Here is a 19,654-nt window from a genome sequence, read left to right on the forward strand (position 1 = left end):
AGAAATGGGGATAAAAAAGTGAACCGATATTCATTTTTTATTTTCATTAACAGGTAAAAACCTTTAGTTTTATCACCCAAACTTCCAACAGGCGCCGGAAAATGTAACGTAAAATTAAAAGGAGCAAGCCGATCCGTATCATGCCTTATAAAGATCATTTCATTACCACCAACCGCATTAATCTCCATTATATCGAGTACGAGTGCCGTAAGAACAAACCAACGCTGCTGCTGCTGCATGGCCTGACGGCTAACGCCCATGCTTTCGACGGGCTGGTGTATAATGGCCTCGCCGATCATTTCCGTGTGATTTCTCCCGACCTGCGCGGCCGGGGACACAGCGACAAGCCGGCTTTTCAATACGGCCTGAAGCATCACGCCAGGGACATCATCGGCTTGCTGGATCATCTCGGCCTGGAGAAAGTATTCATCGGCGGACATTCTTTCGGCGGCCTGCTGAGCGTTTATCTGGCTAACTTTTACCCCGATCGTATCGAAAAGGTGATCATCCTGGATGCCGCTGCGGAAATGAATCCCAAGGTACCCCTGATGCTGATGCCGGTGCTCAAGCGCCTCGACAGGACCTATCCTTCTTTCGAGCAATACCTGGACTACGCTAAGAAGGCGCCGCAGAACAGCTTCTGGGATGAGGTGATGACGACCTATTACCGGGCCGATGTGCGCACGCTGCCCGACGGACGGGTGCAGCCCTACCCCAACCTGACCAAAATGATCAAAGTATCGATAGGTGTGGCCAACCAGCCCTGGCGCGTGCTCTTCAGCGAAGTAAGGCAACCCTCGCTGCTGATCAACGGCGCCGATATCTATAACCTGGGCGAGCCGATACTGCCCGACTTTAAAGCCCGCGAATCGGTGGCGCTGCTGCCGCAGGGAAGCTACCTGCGTGTAGATGGCAATCACCAGACCATGCTGTACGGCCCTGGCGCCGGGCAGATCGTAGCGGGGATCACCGCGTTTTTACAGGACAAAAGAGAGGCCGCTCCCCGGAAGAACACGGCTCGTGCTGCATTTGCTTAGCTTGTCGAAGCAACCTATGCTTGTCCCTTTGAAGGCTAAGACAGCGTTTACAAAAAATGGTGTATTGAAACACGTTTCAATACACCACTCTATCACTTAAGCCAGAAAAGGATTACAGCTTATTTCAAGCACCATTTTTGACCACATTGTCACAATTGAAACAGGTCCAAGAGGGCTTCAGGCCAACCCTTCCCACCAGCGCCTGCCAATAAACCGGCCATCCAGCAGCACCAGCTCGCCGATCTGCGGGGTGATCACCTTTACTCCGAGTGTTTCCGAACGTTCCAGGACCCTCCTTATCGAATCATCCCAGGCATGTGTGGCCAGGGCGAATTTGCCCCAGTGCACCGGGAACAATACCCTGGCGTTCAGATCGACAGCCGCCTGTGCGGTCTCTTCCGGCATCATGTGGATGTTGGCCCAATAAGGATTGTATTGCCCGTCTTCCAGGATGGCCAGATCGAAGGGGCCGAAGCGTTCCCCGATCATTTTAAAATGCGTATCATAGCCCGAATCGCCGCACAGGTAGAAACGCCAGGCGCCGGTTTCCAATACAAAGGAAGACCATAAAGTCTGGTTACGTTTGAAGCCCCTGCCGGAAAAATGCCGGGAGGGCGTTGCGGTAAACGAGGTGCCCTCTTTGATCTGCGTCGCTTCCCACCAGTCCAGCTCCCTGATCTTACCAGCCGGTATGCCCCAGTACTCCAGGTGGGCGCCCACGCCCAGCGAGGTAATTACCATAGCCACCTTATCTTTCAGCAGGCGCACCGAATTATAGTCCAGATGGTCGTAATGATCGTGGGTGAGCAAGAGAATATCGATATCGGGGAGATCGGCTACAGTGTAGATACTCACGCCTGCAAAGGCTTTGCTGCCCGCATATTGCACCGGCGAGGTCCTTTGGCTGAACACCGGATCGACAAGGATATTCAGCCCGTTTACCTGCAGCAGGTAGGAAGAATGCCCGAACCAGGTCAGCTGGGGTACATCCGAAACCGGTTGGCACAGATCCCGCTTGATCACGGGAAGCGCTTCAGCAGGCCGTTTCCGCTCATGCCTGCCGAAGAAGAAATCCCTGATCACTGTAAACATGCTGACCCCTCCGGTCAGCTGTGGCGTCAACGACTGGTTGTGAAAGCTGCCCTTGCGGTATTGCGGCGAATGCTGTATCCGTTCCAGGCGCGCGCCTGAAGGGCGCCTGCCGAAAGAGGGTTGCTTCATGAATACAATAGTAGCCAGTACGGGTACGGCCACGATCAGCACGATCACGATCAGTATGCTTACCATGAGAAGGAAACGATGAACCTGAGAAATGGTTGCCTGTAAAAGAAACGGGGCTGTCCTTGCGGCAGCCCCGTTGATTGGATTATTTGCTGATGGCTGCGATACCCGGCAGCTCCTTGCCTTCGAAGAATTCCAGCATGGCGCCGCCGCCGGTGGACACATAGCTTACCTTGTCGGCCAGTCCGAATTTATTGACGGCAGCAACGCTGTCACCGCCGCCGACCAGGCTGTAAGCCCCGCCGGCTGTGGCGGCTACTACCGCTTCGGCTATGGCCCTGGTACCGGCCTGGAATTTTCCCATTTCAAATACGCCCATAGGACCGTTCCAGAGAATGGTCTTTGAGGCTTTGATCACCTCGCTGAAAGCAGCGATGGCTTTTTCACCGATATCGAGGCCCATCCAGCCATCCGGGATATGCTTGTTATCCGCATTGTCCGTGCTGGCATCGGCCGCGAATTTGTCGGCGATCACGCTGTCGGCAGGCAGGTGGATGTTCACACCTTTATCTTTTGCTTTTGCCAGCAGGGCATTGGCCATATCCAGGCGATCGTCTTCGCAAAGCGAATTGCCGATCCGGCCGCCCTGCGCCTTGAAGAAAGTATAGGCCATACCACCGCCGATGATGATGTCGGTCGCTTTCTCCAGCAGGTTTTCAATAATGACGATCTTATCCGATACCTTGGCGCCGCCGATGATAGCGGTGAAAGGCTTTTCGCTGTTGTGCAGCACTTTTTCGCCTGCTTTTACTTCGGCTTCCATCAGCAGGCCGAACATTTTCTTACCGGGAAAGAATTGTGCGATCACGGCAGTAGAGGCATGTGCGCGGTGGGCGGTGCCGAAGGCGTCATTTACGTACACATCGCCCAGCTGTGACAGCTTTTCGGCAAAACCGGCATCGCCTTTTTCCTCTTCCTTATAATAGCGCAGGTTTTCGAGCAGCAATACCTGCCCGGGCTGCAGCGTGGCAGCTTTCTGAACGGCTTCTTCGCCGATGCAGTCAGGAGCAAACTGTACATCGCGGCCGAGCAGTTGAGAAAGATGGTCTACGATACGGCTCAGCGAAAAATCTTCTTTCTTCAGCTCGGGCTTCTTCTCCATATCCTTGATCGGGCGGCCCCAGTGGCTCATCAGGATCACGCTGCCGCCATCCTGCAGCACCTTGTTGATTGTGGGCAGGGCTGCACGGATGCGGGTATCGTCGGTAATCTTTCCTTCTTTAATGGGCACGTTGAAATCGACCCTGATCAATGCTTTCTGGTTGCTGAAGTCGTAGGCAGCGAATGTACTCATGTGCGTTATCTTTTTTTTATATCTTTTGGGAATAGGATGCAAAAGTAGGGAAAGGCGCCGAGATACCATGAGAACGTTGCCCAGCTGGATTTTATTGATCAGGGGAGCGGAGATTTGGCTATTTTTGGGACAAAACGAACAGACACCAGATGCTCCGCTTACGGTCTTTTTTCTACTACAGCTATTTACTGCCAGCAACACTTCTGATATTATCCATGCTTGTATCCGGTAATACGGTACAAGCTCAGGAACCGCAATATCCCGCATATGATACCGCAGCTGAAGAGCTGGGGGATATCCAGCGCGTGATCGACGCTACCCTGCCCGACATCGAAACGATGCTCAAAAAGAAAGGCACTTTCCGGCCTTTCGCTACGGTAATCCTGCTCAACGACAGTATTGCGGATATCGACGTGAAGGACAGTGCAAAGAGCTACACCGAAGATGACCTGAAGGAAGAGCTGAGCATAGACGCGCTCAAAGGAGCATATAAAGCGATCGTCATTTTTTCGGCGGGGCGTACCACCGACCCTTCCGATGGCAAAGAGACAAAAGCGATAACCGTTTTTGCTGAGCATACCAATGATGACTTCGCTTATCTCTTTTATTATCCCTATACAATTACAGCCCGCAGGGAAGTGATCTTCGGCGAAAGCTTCGGTGATTTTGCACCCCAGGTCATGTTCAAGCCCTGATCTGTCTGCTGCAATCTTGTCACATCAGGTGGGTTTGTCGCGGGTATTTTTTACCAGGCTGATACCAGCAAAGAAAAAGACTGCGCCCAGCAGGCCGTAAATGAGGATTTCCTTGACGTTGTAGCGTCCGCCGCTGCCATTGAGGAACTTCACACCTGCCAGAATAAGGCCTGCTATACCCAGCAGGGATAGTACAATACCCAAAACCCTTTTTTCCATATCACGGTTTTTTCATCTAACAAAAAAGCGCCTCAGAGGTTGATGTGCTCCATACGCAGATGCTATTTAATCGATACATTTGACCTGGAAACGGCAAAGACCGCTTTTGATCACCAGCTCAACCCGATACTTTATGTCCAATATTAACCTGATCATTGAAGAACGGCCGAGGAATATCGGCAACTTTATGGTTGGCCGCCTGCTTCCTTTCAAGGACAAACGGATGGTCGGCCCTTTTATCTTTATCGACCATATGGGGCCGGTAAGCCTGAGCGAAAAGGAGAATATGGATATCCCGCCGCATCCGCATATCGGCTTGTCTACATTGACCTACTTGTTTGAAGGCGCTATCATGCACCGCGACAGCCTGGGTACCGAGGTCGAGATCAAGCCGGGGCAGGTGAACTGGATGACCGCCGGCAGCGGCATTGTGCACAGCGAGCGCACGCCCGGATACCTGCGTCATTCGGATAAGACCCTGCACGGTCTCCAGATATGGGTTGCCCTGCCCAAGGATCATGAGGATATGGCCTGCTCCTTTTATCATGCCGATGAGGAAGACCTTCCGCAATGGACGGAAGGCGACATCCGCTACCGCCTTATTGCGGGTACCTATGCGGGTAAAGCGGCTCCCGTACCGGTGTACAGTCCTCTGTACCTGCTGGAGATCAAAAGCAGCACGGAGCAGACCCTGCATCTTGGCTCCGAGCTGTACGGCGAAGCCGGCCTGTATATCCTTGAAGGCAGCGTGACTGGTGAAGGGCATACTTTTGAGCCCAGGCAATTGCTCGTGGCCAAGGATGCCAGGCTATGCACTTTTACCATGGCGCCCGGCACTACCATCTATATCTTCGGCGGCGAGCCGCTTCCCGAAGACCGGCTGATCTACTGGAACTTCGTAGCTACCGACCACGAGCATATTGACAAGGCCAAGGAAAAGTGGAAAGCCCAGGATTTCGTTCCCGTACCGGGCGAAACCGGTTTTGTGCCGTTGCCACCCGAACCCTCCAACCTGAAAATAAAATAAATGGCGACCATTACAGCAATTACCGGCAAAGAGCACTACCGCACCGAGATCCGTACCAGCGCCCACGAGATCATCGCCGACGAGCCTTTGGGCTATGGCGGAAAGGGCCTGGGACCCGCGCCTGACGAGCTGTTGGCTGCAGCGCTGGGCAGCTGCACCAGCATTACTTTGCGTATGTATGCCGACCGCAAAGGCTGGCCGCTGGACCGTGTGGCGGTAACGGTAGGCCTGAGCCGGGAATCGGGCCGCACCGAAATGACGATGGACCTGGTGCTGGATGGAACGCTTGACGAGAAACAAAGAAACCGCCTGCTCGAGATCGCCCACAAATGCCCCGTTCACCTGACCCTGAACCAGCCGGTGACGATCCATACCAGCTTAAAATAAAAGGGTATTTCCTTTTTAAGCAGAAATGTATATTTTAGCGGCCTAAATGATGTCATGCATATGAAAAGAATCCTGCTTGTCCTGGTTGCCGGTGTGGTCCTGTCCTCGTGCTCGAAAACCTATACCTGTACCTGCACTTCGGTATTGCCCGACGGTACAGTGACCAGTGTAGAGCCCCATTCGATCAGCGGTACCAAAAGCGGCAGTGAAGACAAATGCAAGCAATTCGACCACGTGGTCGGTAATATTACTACCACCTGCCAGCTGAACTAAAATATTTTTGTTACCAGTAGCCACACAAAGAGCCGCATCGTTATGATGCGGCTCTTTTGCTGTGTATGATTCACAGGCAATGCTTCGATATTCATTTACCACTGAAGGTAAATACCACGATGGGTTTCCGATTCCGCACTCAGGGTGGCGATTATCAGCGTAGGTGCAGAACGGGTCTTGCTTTTACCAAGGTGATCCGCTGGTGGTCCCGGTTACAATACCATCAGCAATGCCCGGGCATTGCTGATGGCCGATAACAGCGTTAGTAGGATAATGTCAGTCCCGCACCGAAGCCCATGTCGCTGTCATAGTGGGTCCGTATGCTGAAATTCTTATTGAGGATATACCGGAGATCGAGCATATATTCCAGGTCGGTATTGAACATGAACCCCGCCCGCAGCCTGCGGGTGACGGGAATGTCTTCCCGCATCAGCTGCAGGCGTACAATGCCGTCGGTAAAGACTTCGGCCTGGAACTGCACCAGCATAGGCAGCGTATAGTTGACACCCAGGCTGAGCACGGCCCTGTTGTCTTTGGTGTTGCTTTGTCCGAAAATGTTTTTTTCATGCTCGTCGATGCCCATTTTCCGGTAGCGCCAGTCGAAGCCGATGAAGGGCATCAGCCATTGCATCCGGCCGATATAGCGGCCGATATGGGTTTCCGTTTCGTAGCCGTGCATATTGTTGTAACCCAGCCGCCATTCGGTACCGGCGCTCCAGCGGGCATTCTGCAGCATCAGGCCGCCATCGTTGCCGTTGGTTGCAAAGTCATTTTCGATCATAAAGTGCGGCATATTGCTTTCGTGCTGCAGCATCTTATAGGCTTTGGCTTTATCCGGCAATTGAGGATTGGGCTCCGAGCCCACGCTGAACACCCGGTTCATGCCGCTCATCATATGGTACAGGATATGGCAATGGAAGAACCAGTCGCCATTGGTATTAGCGGCAAATTCAAGGGTATCGGTCTCCATGGGCATAATGTCCAGCACGTTCTTAAGCGGTGCATGCGCTCCCTGGCCGTTCAGCACCCTGAAGTCGAAGCCATGCAGGTGCATGGGATGCCGCATCATCGAATTGTTGTGGATGATCATGCGTACGACCTCTCCCTTCTTGATGGCGATCTTATCGGTTTCCGACAGAATCTTATTGTCCATGCTCCAGACGTAGCGGTTCATATTGCCGGTGAGCTCGAAGTGAAGCTCCTTTACTGCAGCGCCCTCCGGAAAGGCGGTGATGGCCGGTGCACGCAGCATGGTGTAGTTCAGCGTAACGATATCGCTGAGGGCATTGCTGTTGTAGCGATTGTCGTCCATGTCCATGCCTTCCATCTGGTGACCGCTGTGCTGATGGGTCTCTTCCGATGCAGCCGGCTTCTTTTTACCTTCTTCGCCGGTGATCTCGGGATACATGACCACGTTCATGTCCATCTGGTTAAGGCTCATGTTCATACCCATATCATCCAGGTCGCCGTTCATCTTCATCATATCGTTCATCATCTTCATTCCCTTGAAATACTTGAGCCTTGGCAACGCACCGGCTTCCTGCTTTGTTCCGTTGCCGATCAGTAAAGAAGCTGAATTGGTACGGTCTTCCGTTGTTGCAAGCAGCTCATAGGCCTTCCCGTCTTCGGGGACCGTAACCACAATATCGTAGGTCTCGGATACCGCAATGATCAGTCGGTCCACCTCCACGGGCTCCACATCGTTGCCGTCGCTGGCAACTACAGTTATTTTACCGCCTGCATACCGCAGCCAGAAATAGGATGATGCGCCGCCGTTGGCTATCCTCAGCCGGACCTTATCACCGGCTTTCAATGTTTTCCCGTCAATGGCGCTGATCGTGGAAGCCGCGCTGCCGTTGGCCAGTATCCTGTCGTAATACACATCGCTGACATCCATGGCCAGCATCCGCTTCCATTCGTTGGCCAGCTTGATACCGAAATGGCCCGACACCAGCGCCTCTCCATAGCTTTGTACGGCATCTTTTTTAATAGCAGACCAGTCGTTGGCGTTGTGCAGCATACGATGCACATTGTCGGCGTTGTAATTGGTCCATTCGCTCAGCACTACCGGAACAGTGGGCAGATCGTCGATGCCCGGCCGGAAAGCAGGATCACCCGGCTTTTTCAGGAAAACAAGATTGCCATACATGCCTATCTGCTCCTGCATGCCGCTGTGGCTGTGGTACCAGTGGGTTCCGTTCTGGATCACGGGGAAGCGGTAAGTATAGGTGGCGCCCGGGGCAATAGGCATCTGGGTGAGGAAGGGCACGCCATCTTCGGGATTGGGGAGGAATACACCATGCCAGTGCAGCGAAGTGCCTTCCTTTAAGAGATTATGCACATGGATCTCTGCGGTATCGCCCTCGGTAAAAGTAAGGGTCGGCATGGGGATCTGCCCGTTCACGGCAATAGCTCTTTTGGTCTTGTTCGCATAGCGGACCAGGGTATCTTTGACATACAGGTCGTAGCGGACAACTTTAGGCGTACCGGAAGCCGGAGGCGTTTGTGCCCGGCCGGGAAAGGCGGCCGCAAGGATGAAGAGCAGGAGCAGGAGGTATCGGTTCATATGAATATGCGGAATGAGGATCTTTAGCGGTGATGCGGGAACAGGTTTCAGGGGACAGGATCGCTATCGGCAGAGGAAAGACAAGATGAGAACGAACCGACCGGTATGTTTTGTATCCTACCGGTCGGCTGTTGCTTACTTAAGGGTTTCCACGGTTTTACCGCAGGTCAGCATCTGGCTGCCGTAATATGGATTTTTAATCGCGGCATCCGTACTGAGCCAGTAGCTTTTCTTCATAGGGCAATACTGGTAATAGACCGGCTGGCTGATGCCTTTGCCTGCCTTTACCGTTTTCCAGATGATGGCCGAGACTTCGGAAAAGGCAGCCCGCTGCTTATCGATGGCCGTTGTTCCGGCCATTTTACCGATCGCCTGCTCCAGCGCTGCTTTCTCTCCGAAGGCTGGCGTGCTCTTCACGGCCTGCTGCAGAACAGTAACATCTGCTGCCACCTGTTTGTTGTTCGATTGTACCAGGTCGTTCTTGACCTTGAGGTAGGCGTCCAAGATGCTTTGATTGCTCTGGGCCCATGCTGCCGTACCCATGAATACGGAAGCAATGATTGCTGTTATCGATTTCATAGCTGAATGTATTTTAATGTTGGATTAATTCGGCCTTGAAGCCGCTTTCCTTGAGGGCGCTGACAATATCGGCAGCCGTAATGTTTCCCGGAACTACGGATAAGATTTTGTCCCTGGTTAAAGTATCGACCTGCCAGGAAACGATACCGGTCTCTGCATCCAGCATGGGCTTTACCTGGGCGACACAGCCGCCGCAATTGATATTCGTCCGGAAATGAAGCGTCGTTGGCGCTGCTTCCGGCGTCATGCCGGCGACGGTATAGCCGGCCGCCCCGATCACGGCGCTAAGGGCCTCTTCGCTGGTCTCCTCCGGTACGGACACGCTGACGTTTCCGGCTTCGGTATGTACCTTCTTCAGGCCGGGAATAGTGGCCAGGGCTTGTTCTACCCTTTTCTGGCAATGGCTGCTCTGCATGTCGGGAATAGCAATATGGATGTTTTTCATCGAAAGATTGATTATATGATTAAATGATTCAGAATACAAAATTAGGACTGTCCGGGGCTCCGGCTGTTACACAATCCCGGCTTTGATTTACAGGATTTACGCCTTCCATTTGAGCCTGAGGCTATTGCTTACCACGCTGACGCTGCTGAGCGCCATGGCAGCGCCTGCGATCATGGGGTTCAGCAGGAAGCCGTTAATGGGATACAGCACGCCTGCCGCAATGGGAATGCCGATAAGGTTGTAAATAAAGGCCCAGAACAGGTTCTGGCGTATGGCCGCTACCGTTTGTTTCGACAGGCGTATGGCCTGGGGTATCTTTTTCAGGTCGGAGGAAATGATGGTCATCTTGGCTACATCCATAGCGATATCGCTGCCTTTACCCATAGCAATGCTGACATCGGCCTGTGCGAGCGCGGTGCTGTCGTTGATGCCGTCACCCACCATGGCTACCACCTTGCCTTTGGCCTGCAGCTGCTTTACAAAGGCTGCTTTCTGCTCGGGCAACACACCGGCCTGGTAGTGGCCTATGCCGGTTTGCGCAGCCATAGCGCTTGCTGTGGCCTCATTGTCGCCGGTCAGCATATAGACTTCAATACCGGCCTGCTGCAGCTCTTTTACGGCTTCGATCGATGTTTCTTTTATCTTATCGGCGATCGCCAGCACAGCCAGGGCTTCTTTATCATCGGCAAACCAGATCACCGTTTTAGCGCTTGCCGACCATGCTATAGCTTTCTGCTCGAGGCTTGCTGCAATGGCGATCTGCCGCTCTTCCAGGAGCTTCCGGTTACCGGCAAGGTAATTCACCTTGTCGATCACAGCACGGGCGCCTTTGCCGGTAATGCTTTCAAAGTGTTCCAGCGGAACTGTTGCCAGGCCTTCGTAATAGCGGACAACAGCCTCCGCCAGCGGGTGCTCCGACTGCTTTTCCAGGCTGAAGAGCTTTTGCTTTGCTTTGTCGTCATGGTGCAGCCAGGCAATGTCGGTAACGACGGGGCGTCCTTCGGTAAGGGTACCGGTCTTGTCCAGGACAACGGCATCTACTTTCTTTGCCCGTTCCAGGCTTTCTGCATCTTTGATGAGAATACCCTGCTCCGCACCTTTGCCCACACCCACCATGATCGCCGTTGGCGTGGCCAGGCCCAGGGCACAAGGGCAGGCAATGACCAGCACGGTCACCAGCGCCATCAATCCCTGTGTAAAGCCATTGTCGCCACCAAACAGGAACCAGGCGGCAAAAGTAAGCAGTGCGATGCCGATCACGACCGGCACGAAAATGCCTGCGATCTTATCGACCAGCTGCTGCACCGGCGCTTTGCTGCCCTGGGCTTCCTGTACCATGCGGATGATCTGTGCCAGCATGGTTTCGGCGCCGACCTTCTCGGCCCTGAAGCTGAAGCTGCCTTTCTGGTTGATAGTGCCGGCAAAAACCTTATCTCCTTCACCTTTCAGTACGGCCACAGGCTCACCGCTCAGCATGCTCTCATCTACATAGGAGCTGCCCTGCGCTACCATACCATCGACGGCGATCTTCTCGCCGGGCTTGACCAGGATCTGATCCCCTGGGTTTACTTTTTCAACGGGTACCTGCATCTGGTGCCCGCCTTCATGGATCACCGTTACTGTTTTGGGCTGCAGGCCCATCAGCTTTTTAATGGCGGATGAGGTATTGCCTTTGGCTTTTTCTTCAAGCATCTTACCCAGCAGGATAAAGGCGATAACCACAGCTGCAGCTTCAAAGTAGACATGGGGATGCAGTCCCCTGGCATGCCAGTAATCGGGGAACAAAGTATTGAATATGCTGAAGCTGTAGGCCACGCCAGTGCTCAGCGCGACAAGAGTGTCCATATTGGCCGAACGGTGCCGGGCCTGCTTCCAGGCATTGACGAAGAAATCTTTTCCAAACCAGAGCACTACGGGCGTTGACAACAGCCACATGATGTAATTGGCATATGGGATATCCATAAAGAACATGCCGATGATCACCACAGGCAGGGATAAGGCGACGGCACCAATCGTCCGCAGCTTCAGCTGCCTGAACTTTTTGCTGTGGATTGCTTCGAGGGTCTCGGCTTCCTTATCTTCGCTTTCGATCAGGAGGTTGTAGCCGATCGATTGTACCGCCCGGCGGATGGCGTCGGTCTGGATCATGTTCGGCAGGTATTCCACCGTTACGCTGGCTGTGGCATAATTGACTGCTGCGTTAATGATGCCCGGCTGGGCCTTGACCATGCTTTCCACGCTGACGGCGCAGGAGGCGCAGGTCATCTGCAGCACGGGAAACGTTTTTTTGATCGTGGTGACGCCGTAGCCGAGGTCGCGGATAGCGCGTACGGCCTCCGGCAAGGCTTCGTCTGTGCTCGTAGTGATCACGGCGCGCTGATTGTTCAGCTCCACCTTATGAGTGGTTACGCCTTTTACCTGTTCCAGGCCATTGTCGACAATGAGTGAGCAGTGTTCGCTTTCCACGCCTTCCAGGGGTATGTATAGTGTTTGTGTCTCTGTAGCCATAATATAAATTTTACAGTACAAAGGTCCGGCAGCGAAGCGGGCTTGTTGTTACACATTTATGGAAAGGATTTGCAAGATTTACGGCAGCAGGCCTTTTATCGGTACCAGGCAGGCCGGTTATACTTTATCGAGGGGCTTTCTCTTCTCCGCTTTAATGTTTTTAAAATGACTGGGGGTAAGGCCTGTTACCTTTTTAAACTGGTTGCTCAGGTGGGCTACGCTGGAATAGTTCAACTGGTAGGCGATCTCGCTTAGGGTCAGCTCATCGTAGACCAGCAGCTCTTTCACTCTTTCGATCTTCTGGGCGATGAAATACTTTTCGACGGTTGTTCCCTCTACTTCCGAAAACAGGTTGGAGATATAAGTATAGTCGTGGTGCAGCCGGCTGCTGAGATAGTCGGAGAGGTTTGTCTTCAGGTCATTGTTATCCTGGTGGACCAGCGCAACGATCAGGTTCTTTATCTTTTCGATCAGTTGTCCCTTTCGGTCATCTATCAACGCAAAGCCCAGCTCGCTGAACGCAGCGGCTAACCTGGTCTTCTGCTCCGGGTCCAGCTCCTGCTCCAGCACGGCTTCGCCCAGAGTAACTTTCAGGGGGTGTACGCCCAATCGCTCCAGCTCCCCTTTTACGACCATGATGCAGCGGTTGCACACCATGTTCCTGATATAGATTGTTGTCATAAAACCTGTGCCCGCTCCAAAGAAAGACCGGACTGCAAAGGTACCGCTTAAATCGTTTACCAGCAGCCGGAAGCGTAAGACCGGCAAAGCCTGTCCTTTGGTTGGCGCCTGTTGCTCTAAGGTCGCTTTCCCCGGGATGTACAATTACTTTTCTTACAGGCTTCGTCAACTATTCTACTGCAGGTCCGCCGCATGCAACGGGATCTACAGGAGAACCTGCCTGCAGCACTACAGGTATAGATCTTTATGTCGCTATACCTGCTTTGAAAAAAATTATACCAATCTTCCTTTTTTCGCCAACGTTTTTTTTGAACCTGAGGTCTTACACTATCATCTAAAACCACATTCCACACACGTTATGAAAAGAATGCTACTTTGCATGGCCCTGCTGGGCCTTGCCGGGGCGATCTATGCCCAGCCCCTGACAACAGTAACCGGCGTCCGTATCTATGAGCACCACAGCTCCTCTATGAACAACGGGGCCGACTTCGGCGCTTCGGCCAACGGCTCAAAATCGGCTTATGATTTCGTCAACCGCAAGTATGTGTACAGCTACGACTCTGCAACGATGGGCGCTTATACCGGCGGCCAGCAGGCCAATATCGACCTTGTGGAGCACAATGGTCCCTTCGGCAATGGGCAGAAGTTCGGCTTCACTTCCGGTGTAAGCTCCATCTGGGGCGGTGACATCAAGGGAAACAGCAGCACCTACTGGATGCTGGCGCCGCAATCGTTCAACTACAGCACGGCTACCAATGCGAGCCAGATCTTTGCTGCGTTCAATATCAGCGCGGCATCCATGAGTGTTTATGAAGTGGAAGCCAATAAAGTATACCTGGGACGGGTGCGCAACTCCAATCTTTATGTCGCCATGCGCGTGACCAATGTTAAGAACGCCAGCGGTATGAGTGGTACACAGGACGCTTATTTCGATTTCGACTATAAGTATGCCCAGTATATACCAACCACCGGGATAGAGGATATAGCGGCGAAGGCGGCGCTGACGATCAGCCCGAACCCCGCTACGGACCAGGTGATGCTCAGCAATACCACACAGGAAACATTGTCAGCCAGGATCGTGACCCTTTGCGGGCAGAGCGTAGGCGTATTTACCGTAGAAAAAGAAGCGCGGCGCATCGTAGACCTTAGCGCTATGAGCAAAGGGATCTACTTTATTACCTGCACGCTGAAGGACGGGAGCAGCTATACTCAGAAGCTGATCCGAAACTAGAGAACTTACATCCGGGACTCAGGGTGCAATAAGGTCAGAACAGCGGACCAGGGCGGCTTTTGCCGTCCTGGTTTTACGCTATCTGCTGGTATTTGCCCCTATGTTGGACTACTTTAAAAAATATTTTCCCGTTCGGAAAAACAGCTTACCTTTGCATTCATCAGATGATAGGATGAATAACGCCGTATTAAAAAGACAGAGCCTGGCCGAATCGGTTGCCGAAAGCCTGCAGTCCGAGATCGCTTCAGGCACTTTTAAGGTGGGCGAACAGCTGCCCACCGAACCCGACCTGATGCAGCGCTTCGGTGTGGGGCGTTCTTCAGTGCGTGAGGCCATCCGTATCCTGGCGCACAATGGCTGGGTAAAAGTACAGCAGGGCCTGGGCACCTTCGTGGCTTCGCAACATGGTGCGGGTAAACCACTAACGCAATACCTGGAAAAGGCTTCCTTTGACGAGGTAGACGAAGTGCGCCTGGTGCTGGAGATCAAGATCGCCGAACGGGCGGCAGCGCATAGAACGGCTAAAGACATCGCACGGATGAAGCAATGCCTGAAAAAGCGGCTGGAATACGCGGAGGCAGGAAAGCTCGAGGCCTGTATGCAAGCCGACATCGATTTCCACTCCGCCCTGGCCGAAGCTTCCCGGAACGGTATCATGATCGATCTGTACAAGACCATCGCCGTTCACCTGAAGAAGGCCTTCCAGGAAAGACACAAGGATGTGAGCAGCTTTCTCGATTCCCAGGAAAGGCACGAACAATTGTTACAATATATTACAGAGCAGAATGCTCCTAAAGCAGCGCTAACTGCGACCCGTATCAACCAGCGGAGATAGCTTTGAAAGGGCTTTCTTAAGGCAGCACATTAAACATCAGATGATCTGACTTTTTAAATTTAAACCGGATGGAAACCAATACAAGCATAGAAGCGAATACCACGAAGAAGATCCTGATTACAGAGGGGCAGCCGGCTGCAGCGCTGGCAGAAAGGACCGTATTCCCCATATTGATGATGATCAGCATGGCGCATTTGTTCAACGATACGATCCAATCGCTGATCCCGGCCATCTACCCTATTGTCAAAGAAAGCCTGAAGCTCAGCTTTTCTGCCCTGGGCATCATCACTTTTGTGTTCCAGCTGTCGGCCTCCCTGCTGCAGCCTTTTATCGGGGCTTACACCGACCGGCGGCCGCAACCTTATTTCCTGGTGATGGGTATGGCCATCTCGTTAACGGGCCTGGTGCTGCTGGCCTTTGCGCGTAGCTACCCGCTGGTGCTGGCGTCTGTAGCCTTGGTGGGCATCGGCTCTTCCATATTTCATCCGGAGGCTTCCAAAGTGGCTTTCCTGGCAGCGGGTCCGCGCAGAGGCCTGGCCCAGTCTCTGTTTCAGCTAGGCGGCAACGCGGGCAGCTCTATCGGGCCCTTGCTGGCGGCGCTGGTGATCGCACCTTTTCACCAGGAACGCCTGGCCTGGTTCTCGATTGTGGTCTTGCTGGCGATGTTTGTGCTGATGCGTGTGGCTTCCTGGTATAAAGGGCATATGGCTTTACGGCAGAAGAAAAAGCGCGATGTGGCCACAGAAGACCTCGTGCCTTTGTCCCGCAGGAAGGTGATCTTCGCCGTAACGATCCTGCTGGTGCTGATCTTTTCCAAGTACTTCTATATGGCCAGCATGACCAGCTATTTCACCTTTTACCTTATTGATAAGTTTCATGTATCTGTTTCGGCAGCCCAGATGTATTTATTCCTGTTCCTCTTTTCCGTAGCGGCGGGTACTTTGATCGGCGGACCGCTGGGCGACCGTATCGGACGTAAATATGTGATCTGGATCTCTATACTGGGTGTGGCACCCTTTACTTTGCTCCTGCCCTATGCCAACCTGTTCTGGACAGCGATTCTTACCGTTATTATCGGTATTATCCTGTCTTCGGCTTTTTCTGCGATACTGGTCTATGCACAGGAGCTGATGCCGGGTAAAGTGGGTATGATTGCTGGCCTTTTCTTCGGACTTGCCTTCGGCATGGGCGGTCTGGGCTCTGCTTTGCTGGGACAGCTGGCCGACCGCACCAGCATCGGTTATGTGTACCAGGTCTGCTCCTTCCTGCCTTTGCTGGGCTTGCTTACCGGCTTCCTGCCGGAGACGCACAAGCGCAGAGCGAAAAAAGCTTAGACACGGGCCACGTATACATCAACTGCGAAGCCGGCAGCAGAGCCCATTTAGGGTACTGCTGCCGGCTTATTTATGTGCGCTACTGTTTTGCCCGTTGCGGGCACAAGTTCTTTTTTATGGAAGCTTTAAGGGATGCCCGCTTTATCCGGGCAGCCCTTCAGGCGTGGAAAGCATCGGGGCTGAAGTAGATCATCCGCTGCCGGTTCATCGGGAGCTTGACCAGGATATCTTCGGGGTTGAGATGGCTGACTTCCATGTAATATTGCATCGGCGCACCATCCAGGCCCGCTATAGGCCGGATACCGCTATGGCTCAGCTGCTGGTATTCTTCCCGGGATAAGCCAAGCAGACCTGCGATCATTTCCTGGCCGGGTATGTTTCCTGTTGCTGCAGTATGGGGATGGGTCATCATAGGATCGATTTTTACCGTGTACGTTTTAATGACAATCCAAAGGTAATTCACCCCTATAGCCGGTAGAAGGAGTCTTAGGCCGAAGCGGGAAAGGTATCGGTAAGCCACGGCGGGGATTCGGTGAAACGGTCAGCGTTTGGTGGCCGCCCGGTCGGCAAATGCGGCGGAGAGCAGGAGTGCATGCTTCAGAAGTCCCCGGGATCTTGCTTTCAGCGCCGGAAGGCGTCTGGCGACCAGCTGGTGATCGTGCCAGCTGCCGATGGCTTTTTCCAATGTCTTCAGGTAAGGCCGGTTGAGCCGGACATCCAGTGCTTTGTGTACCAGCTTATCGTTGTAGAGCAAGGCTTTGATCTGCTTCCGGCAGTTATGCAGCCGTCCAGCTGCACCCTTTCCGCTAAGCTCCTCTGTTATAATGCGAAGCTGGTCCTGGTAGAATATACGGATCCGGTGCTGATGCATTTTTGTAAGCTGCCGGAGCAGCTTGCACCGGCTTTTTTTCACCTGGCGTAAGGATGTCTTTGCCTTTGACCGCAGGTCGTGTGCCGCTGCCGCCATCGCCTGCTTTTGTTCGTGCAGCAAGGTTCCCGCTGCATGATGCGCACCGCCCAGGTCCAGCAGCAATTGCGCGTCCCGGATCTTACCAGCCTGCTGAAACAGGCAGCGTAAGGGCTTGAACGCTTTCTTTATCCGGCTCTTCTTCCTCTTGTAGGTCAGCAGCTGTATCAAAGCTTTTATTTTCTTCACCTGCACGCGGAAGCGGTGCAGCGCCTTGCCTTTACCCTCCCGGACAAAGCTTTCCAGGCCGTTTATTGCCAGCTGCCATTCCTTATCCAGGTAATGTTCCAGTTTCTTTCGCTTCATTTCATTATGTTGTAAGGGCCCTGGCTGATAACAGGAACTTCCGGTCTTTTGTTGGATACGCGCAGCGTTCATTTCAGGTTTTGCTTACCAAGACCGTTGTATCTGTAGCCGCCGCAATAGCATATTCCCGATGATGGCATAGGGCGCTATTCGTTGATACGAAAAAACGGGGCATTAACGAGGAATAAGCACAGCAGCCGGACATACTTATATTACCTCCTCCAATTTTTTCGTTTGATCCAAAACAGATGCAGCAAGGAGTGCATGTCCCGCATTGCTTCTTTTGAATACAGGGCTGTAATTAATCCAGCCGCTTGATGTCCAGGATCGTAATGGCAGGTGTCAGCTGCTGTTCATACTCCGGCTGCCGGTAGATTTCCTGCACAGTTTTCATTCCCGATATGATCTTTCCGAATACCGCGTAGCCTTGGCCATCAGGATTGTTCTCGCCGCCGTAGTCGAAGCCTGGCTGGTCTTTAAGGCAGATGAAAAATTCGGAGCTGGCCGTTCCGGGTGTGTTGCGGGCCATCGATAAGGCGCCGGCGACATGATGCAAACCCGTTTTATTGGTCGGCTCATGCGGGATAAGCGGCAGGCGCTGCTCCAGCGCAGGCTTGGTTTCCCAAAGCCCGCCCTGCACCAGGTAACTGTGAAGCGCGCCGGTGACCTGGTTATCGTCCCGCAATATCCGGTAGAATGAAGTGTTGCGGTAATAACCCGAGTCTACATTGCGGAGAAAGGCTGCTACGGTGGCCGGGGCTTTTTCGGGGTACAGCTCTGCTTCAATGTCGCCGAACCTGGTTTGGATCACCACCCGGGTGCCGGTATGCGGCTCCCGGCCACTACAGCCGGAAAGCAGCCAGCAAAAGAGGATGCACAACATACAGGAAAGGACACCGGTGTACCGGGAAACAGAAGGCCAGTATTTCATACGGCAAAGGTATTGCATTTGCATTGTTAGGCGGGATGCAAAACTAATCCGGTAAAGTAATAAGCTGTTTAGGATGGCTTGCTGCAAAGCTGTAGTTGTCTTTCTAAAAAAACCTGCGCCATAATTGACGCAGGCCTGTACTTCATAGTAGTTTGATTACTTTGTTCTTTTCTTATCAGGATTCTGTCGGAACATAAACACACTATAAATCACAACTGCCGAATCAAAAATTTCATATACTACCGTGTACGGGAATCGGTCTATTTTACCCTGGCGAATCGGCTCATCATAAAATGAATAAGTGAATGGATTAGCATATAGGCTTTTATAAAAGCGATCCAACTCTTCCAAAAATTCAACACCTAACCCTTCTCTTTGTTCTTCGTATCAGTCAAATGCATCTATAATCTCCAGAGTGGCAAGCGGCCTGATCTCAATCCTATATTGCATGCCGCTGATTCTTGTTTAATGCCATTGCTTTTACTTCATCGGGGCTGTATGATTTACCTTCACCACGCAAGTACTTCGCCCGCTCTGATTGTATAAGTGCTTTTCTTTGCGTTTCTGCATCCATCTCTTGGCCCAACAGCACATAGATCGCTTCCAGATGCTTTTCATCAGCATGATCTATATATTCGTGCAACCGCTCTTTAAGCATTACCGTATTCATAATATCATTATTTAGATACAAAAATAAGCTTTTAATACCAAATTATCCAATCGGATGGAACTCATCAATATCCTGTTGCAGATCTTCGATCTGGTTAACCAGGAAAGCCTCTGTGCTGTGTAACCCCTCCTAAAAATCGGACTATTTAAAAGTATGATTTTTTACCTTTAAATAGTCAATATGAAAAAGTCCCAATTTAGCGAAGCGCAGATCACGCATGCACTCAAAGAGTATGAAAACGGCCGTAAGTCTGAAGACATCTGTCGGGAGCTTGGCATAGCCAAGGTTACCTTTTATGCCTGGAAGAAGAAATATTCGGGTATGGATAGTGATCAGCTCAAAAGGCTCAAAGAGCTGGAAGAAGAGAACCGCAAGCTGAAGCAGATGT

Annotated in this window: 21 protein-coding genes; 9 read left to right on the forward strand and 12 right to left on the reverse strand. The window is 52.5% G+C overall.

The window, feature by feature from the left end; all coding sequences use genetic code 11:
• The first annotated feature begins 140 nt into the window (after positions 1-140).
• On the forward strand, positions 141-1,037 hold the full coding sequence (locus DZC79_RS19675) for an alpha/beta fold hydrolase (protein WP_118953327.1): 897 nt from the start codon (positions 141-143) through the stop codon (positions 1,035-1,037).
• Positions 1,038-1,214: 177 nt separating this feature from the next.
• Here DZC79_RS19675 and DZC79_RS19680 read toward each other — a convergent pair whose 3' ends face one another.
• Together DZC79_RS19680 and DZC79_RS19685 are read right to left on the reverse strand one after the other, a co-directional pair.
• A complete protein-coding gene (locus DZC79_RS19680; RefSeq protein WP_118953328.1) occupies positions 1,215-2,324 on the reverse strand; it encodes an MBL fold metallo-hydrolase in 1,110 nt (369 codons plus the stop codon).
• Positions 2,325-2,403: 79 nt separating this feature from the next.
• Positions 2,404-3,612, reverse strand: a complete 1,209-nt coding sequence (locus tag DZC79_RS19685; RefSeq protein WP_118953329.1) for a phosphoglycerate kinase — start codon at positions 3,610-3,612, stop codon at positions 2,404-2,406.
• A 215-nt stretch (positions 3,613-3,827) separates the two neighbouring features.
• On the opposite strand from DZC79_RS19685, the gene DZC79_RS19690 reads away from it, so the two are divergent.
• On the forward strand, positions 3,828-4,307 hold the full coding sequence (locus DZC79_RS19690) for a hypothetical protein (protein ID WP_118953330.1): 480 nt from the start codon (positions 3,828-3,830) through the stop codon (positions 4,305-4,307).
• 24 nt (positions 4,308-4,331) lie between these two features.
• On the opposite strand, the gene DZC79_RS19695 is transcribed toward DZC79_RS19690, so the two are convergent.
• Positions 4,332-4,526, reverse strand: coding sequence for a hypothetical protein (locus DZC79_RS19695; RefSeq protein ID WP_118953331.1), 195 nt, complete (start codon positions 4,524-4,526; stop codon positions 4,332-4,334).
• A gap of 133 nt (positions 4,527-4,659) precedes the next feature.
• Between DZC79_RS19695 and DZC79_RS19700 the strand changes: the two genes are divergently transcribed.
• From DZC79_RS19700 to DZC79_RS19710, 3 genes are read left to right on the forward strand one after another with little or no spacing between them, the layout of a single operon-like run.
• A complete protein-coding gene (locus DZC79_RS19700) occupies positions 4,660-5,553 on the forward strand; it encodes a pirin family protein (RefSeq protein WP_118953332.1) in 894 nt (297 codons plus the stop codon).
• Complete coding sequence (locus tag DZC79_RS19705; protein WP_118953333.1) at positions 5,554-5,940, forward strand: OsmC family protein; 387 nt, start codon at positions 5,554-5,556, stop codon at positions 5,938-5,940.
• A 60-nt stretch (positions 5,941-6,000) separates the two neighbouring features.
• On the forward strand, positions 6,001-6,213 hold the full coding sequence (locus DZC79_RS19710; protein ID WP_157977292.1) for a lipoprotein: 213 nt from the start codon (positions 6,001-6,003) through the stop codon (positions 6,211-6,213).
• 262 nt (positions 6,214-6,475) lie between these two features.
• Here the strand turns inward: DZC79_RS19710 and DZC79_RS19715 are convergent, their stop codons facing one another.
• The 5 genes from DZC79_RS19715 to DZC79_RS19735 all read right to left on the reverse strand — a co-directional run bounded on the left by DZC79_RS19715 (position 6,476) and on the right by DZC79_RS19735 (position 12,992).
• A complete protein-coding gene (locus DZC79_RS19715; RefSeq protein WP_118953335.1) occupies positions 6,476-8,779 on the reverse strand; it encodes a multicopper oxidase family protein in 2,304 nt (767 codons plus the stop codon).
• A gap of 135 nt (positions 8,780-8,914) precedes the next feature.
• Positions 8,915-9,358 (reverse strand): DUF3347 domain-containing protein, encoded by a 444-nt coding sequence (locus DZC79_RS19720; protein WP_118953336.1) that lies wholly within the window; start codon positions 9,356-9,358, stop codon positions 8,915-8,917.
• A gap of 13 nt (positions 9,359-9,371) precedes the next feature.
• The gene (locus DZC79_RS19725) at positions 9,372-9,803 is read right to left on the reverse strand and encodes a heavy-metal-associated domain-containing protein (protein ID WP_118953337.1); all 432 of its coding nucleotides are present in this window, start codon (positions 9,801-9,803) and stop codon (positions 9,372-9,374) included.
• A 96-nt stretch (positions 9,804-9,899) separates the two neighbouring features.
• Positions 9,900-12,311 carry a heavy metal translocating P-type ATPase gene (locus DZC79_RS19730; RefSeq protein ID WP_118953338.1) on the reverse strand — a complete coding sequence of 804 codons (2,412 nt, stop codon included), beginning with the start codon at positions 12,309-12,311 and terminating at the stop codon, positions 9,900-9,902.
• 117 nt (positions 12,312-12,428) lie between these two features.
• On the reverse strand, positions 12,429-12,992 hold the full coding sequence (locus tag DZC79_RS19735) for a helix-turn-helix domain-containing protein (RefSeq protein ID WP_118953356.1): 564 nt from the start codon (positions 12,990-12,992) through the stop codon (positions 12,429-12,431).
• Between the two features lie 358 nt (positions 12,993-13,350).
• Between DZC79_RS19735 and DZC79_RS19740 the strand changes: the two genes are divergently transcribed.
• The 3 genes from DZC79_RS19740 to DZC79_RS19750 all read left to right on the forward strand — a co-directional run bounded on the left by DZC79_RS19740 (position 13,351) and on the right by DZC79_RS19750 (position 16,392).
• Positions 13,351-14,223, forward strand: a complete 873-nt coding sequence (locus DZC79_RS19740; RefSeq protein ID WP_157977293.1) for a T9SS type A sorting domain-containing protein — start codon at positions 13,351-13,353, stop codon at positions 14,221-14,223.
• Positions 14,224-14,395: 172 nt separating this feature from the next.
• Positions 14,396-15,058, forward strand: a complete 663-nt coding sequence (locus DZC79_RS19745; protein WP_118953340.1) for a FadR/GntR family transcriptional regulator — start codon at positions 14,396-14,398, stop codon at positions 15,056-15,058.
• A gap of 68 nt (positions 15,059-15,126) precedes the next feature.
• Positions 15,127-16,392 (forward strand): MFS transporter, encoded by a 1,266-nt coding sequence (locus DZC79_RS19750; protein WP_118953341.1) that lies wholly within the window; start codon positions 15,127-15,129, stop codon positions 16,390-16,392.
• Positions 16,393-16,549: 157 nt separating this feature from the next.
• Here the strand turns inward: DZC79_RS19750 and DZC79_RS19755 are convergent, their stop codons facing one another.
• The 4 genes from DZC79_RS19755 to DZC79_RS19770 all read right to left on the reverse strand — a co-directional run bounded on the left by DZC79_RS19755 (position 16,550) and on the right by DZC79_RS19770 (position 19,266).
• Positions 16,550-16,804: a hypothetical protein gene (locus DZC79_RS19755; protein ID WP_118953342.1), complete on the reverse strand. Its 255-nt coding sequence runs from the start codon at positions 16,802-16,804 to the stop codon at positions 16,550-16,552.
• Between the two features lie 129 nt (positions 16,805-16,933).
• Complete coding sequence (locus DZC79_RS19760; RefSeq protein ID WP_157977294.1) at positions 16,934-17,665, reverse strand: CHAD domain-containing protein; 732 nt, start codon at positions 17,663-17,665, stop codon at positions 16,934-16,936.
• Between the two features lie 301 nt (positions 17,666-17,966).
• On the reverse strand, positions 17,967-18,596 hold the full coding sequence (locus DZC79_RS19765) for a peptidylprolyl isomerase (RefSeq protein ID WP_232831886.1): 630 nt from the start codon (positions 18,594-18,596) through the stop codon (positions 17,967-17,969).
• 439 nt (positions 18,597-19,035) lie between these two features.
• A complete protein-coding gene (locus DZC79_RS19770; RefSeq protein ID WP_118953344.1) occupies positions 19,036-19,266 on the reverse strand; it encodes a hypothetical protein in 231 nt (76 codons plus the stop codon).
• 180 nt (positions 19,267-19,446) lie between these two features.
• Between DZC79_RS19770 and DZC79_RS19775 the strand changes: the two genes are divergently transcribed.
• Positions 19,447-19,654, forward strand: a 208-nt coding sequence (locus DZC79_RS19775) for a transposase (RefSeq protein ID WP_157976816.1), incomplete at its 3' end; no start/stop codon positions are given.

Source organism: Taibaiella helva (assembly GCF_003545695.1).
Classification (GTDB): Bacteria; Bacteroidota; Bacteroidia; order Chitinophagales; family Chitinophagaceae; genus Taibaiella; species Taibaiella helva.

Bases quoted from the DNA above. Each gene is read 5' to 3' on its own strand.
- DZC79_RS19765 (WP_232831886.1), bottom strand. From the start codon at position 18,596: ATGAAATACTGGCCTTCTGTTTCCCGGTACACCGGTGTCCTTTCCTGT.
- DZC79_RS19735 (WP_118953356.1), bottom strand. From the start codon at position 12,992: ATGACAACAATCTATATCAGGAACATGGTGTGCAACCGCTGCATCATG.
- DZC79_RS19695 (WP_118953331.1), bottom strand. From the start codon at position 4,526: ATGGAAAAAAGGGTTTTGGGTATTGTACTATCCCTGCTGGGTATAGCA.
- DZC79_RS19755 (WP_118953342.1), bottom strand. From the start codon at position 16,804: ATGATGACCCATCCCCATACTGCAGCAACAGGAAACATACCCGGCCAG.
- DZC79_RS19730 (WP_118953338.1), bottom strand. From the start codon at position 12,311: ATGGCTACAGAGACACAAACACTATACATACCCCTGGAAGGCGTGGAA.
- DZC79_RS19740 (WP_157977293.1), top strand. From the start codon at position 13,351: ATGAAAAGAATGCTACTTTGCATGGCCCTGCTGGGCCTTGCCGGGGCG.
- DZC79_RS19725 (WP_118953337.1), bottom strand. From the start codon at position 9,803: ATGAAAAACATCCATATTGCTATTCCCGACATGCAGAGCAGCCATTGC.
- DZC79_RS19705 (WP_118953333.1), top strand. From the start codon at position 5,554: ATGGCGACCATTACAGCAATTACCGGCAAAGAGCACTACCGCACCGAG.
- DZC79_RS19760 (WP_157977294.1), bottom strand. From the start codon at position 17,665: ATGAAGCGAAAGAAACTGGAACATTACCTGGATAAGGAATGGCAGCTG.
- DZC79_RS19685 (WP_118953329.1), bottom strand. From the start codon at position 3,612: ATGAGTACATTCGCTGCCTACGACTTCAGCAACCAGAAAGCATTGATC.
- DZC79_RS19715 (WP_118953335.1), bottom strand. From the start codon at position 8,779: ATGAACCGATACCTCCTGCTCCTGCTCTTCATCCTTGCGGCCGCCTTT.
- DZC79_RS19700 (WP_118953332.1), top strand. From the start codon at position 4,660: ATGTCCAATATTAACCTGATCATTGAAGAACGGCCGAGGAATATCGGC.
- DZC79_RS19710 (WP_157977292.1), top strand. From the start codon at position 6,001: ATGAAAAGAATCCTGCTTGTCCTGGTTGCCGGTGTGGTCCTGTCCTCG.
- DZC79_RS19720 (WP_118953336.1), bottom strand. From the start codon at position 9,358: ATGAAATCGATAACAGCAATCATTGCTTCCGTATTCATGGGTACGGCA.
- DZC79_RS19675 (WP_118953327.1), top strand. From the start codon at position 141: ATGCCTTATAAAGATCATTTCATTACCACCAACCGCATTAATCTCCAT.
- DZC79_RS19680 (WP_118953328.1), bottom strand. From the start codon at position 2,324: ATGGTAAGCATACTGATCGTGATCGTGCTGATCGTGGCCGTACCCGTA.
- DZC79_RS19745 (WP_118953340.1), top strand. From the start codon at position 14,396: ATGAATAACGCCGTATTAAAAAGACAGAGCCTGGCCGAATCGGTTGCC.
- DZC79_RS19750 (WP_118953341.1), top strand. From the start codon at position 15,127: ATGGAAACCAATACAAGCATAGAAGCGAATACCACGAAGAAGATCCTG.
- DZC79_RS19690 (WP_118953330.1), top strand. From the start codon at position 3,828: ATGCTTGTATCCGGTAATACGGTACAAGCTCAGGAACCGCAATATCCC.
- DZC79_RS19770 (WP_118953344.1), bottom strand. From the start codon at position 19,266: ATGAATACGGTAATGCTTAAAGAGCGGTTGCACGAATATATAGATCAT.